1 protein-coding gene is annotated in these 234 nt (G+C 39.3%); it reads right to left on the bottom strand.

From position 1 onward, the window contains the following. A partial coding sequence (locus tag H5S10_RS10635) for a group II intron maturase-specific domain-containing protein (protein ID WP_325064748.1) occupies window positions 1-234 on the bottom strand: 234 nt, incomplete at both ends.

Here is a 234-nt window from a genome sequence, read left to right as displayed (position 1 = left end):
ATGCATCACGCTGGGACAGCCCCAACTTCTGTAAGTTAGTTACCTTAGTTTTAAACTTTTTCCATTGCTTCCAGATATACTGCCTTATTCGGACCCTCAACCACTTGTCGAGGCGTTGAATAAAGTTAGTTAGTTTCCCAATTGAGTAGTACTGAAGCCACCCACGCATTTTTCGATGAATTTCTTCAAACATTCTTGTCAGAGATATTCCACGATTACGTTTAGTTAATAACT

The sequence above is a fragment of the Limosilactobacillus balticus genome, from assembly GCF_014145615.1.
Classification (GTDB): domain Bacteria; phylum Bacillota; class Bacilli; order Lactobacillales; family Lactobacillaceae; genus Limosilactobacillus; species Limosilactobacillus balticus.
Note: the sequence above shows the minus strand (reverse complement) of the source record. Positions and strands in the feature narration are given on the sequence as shown.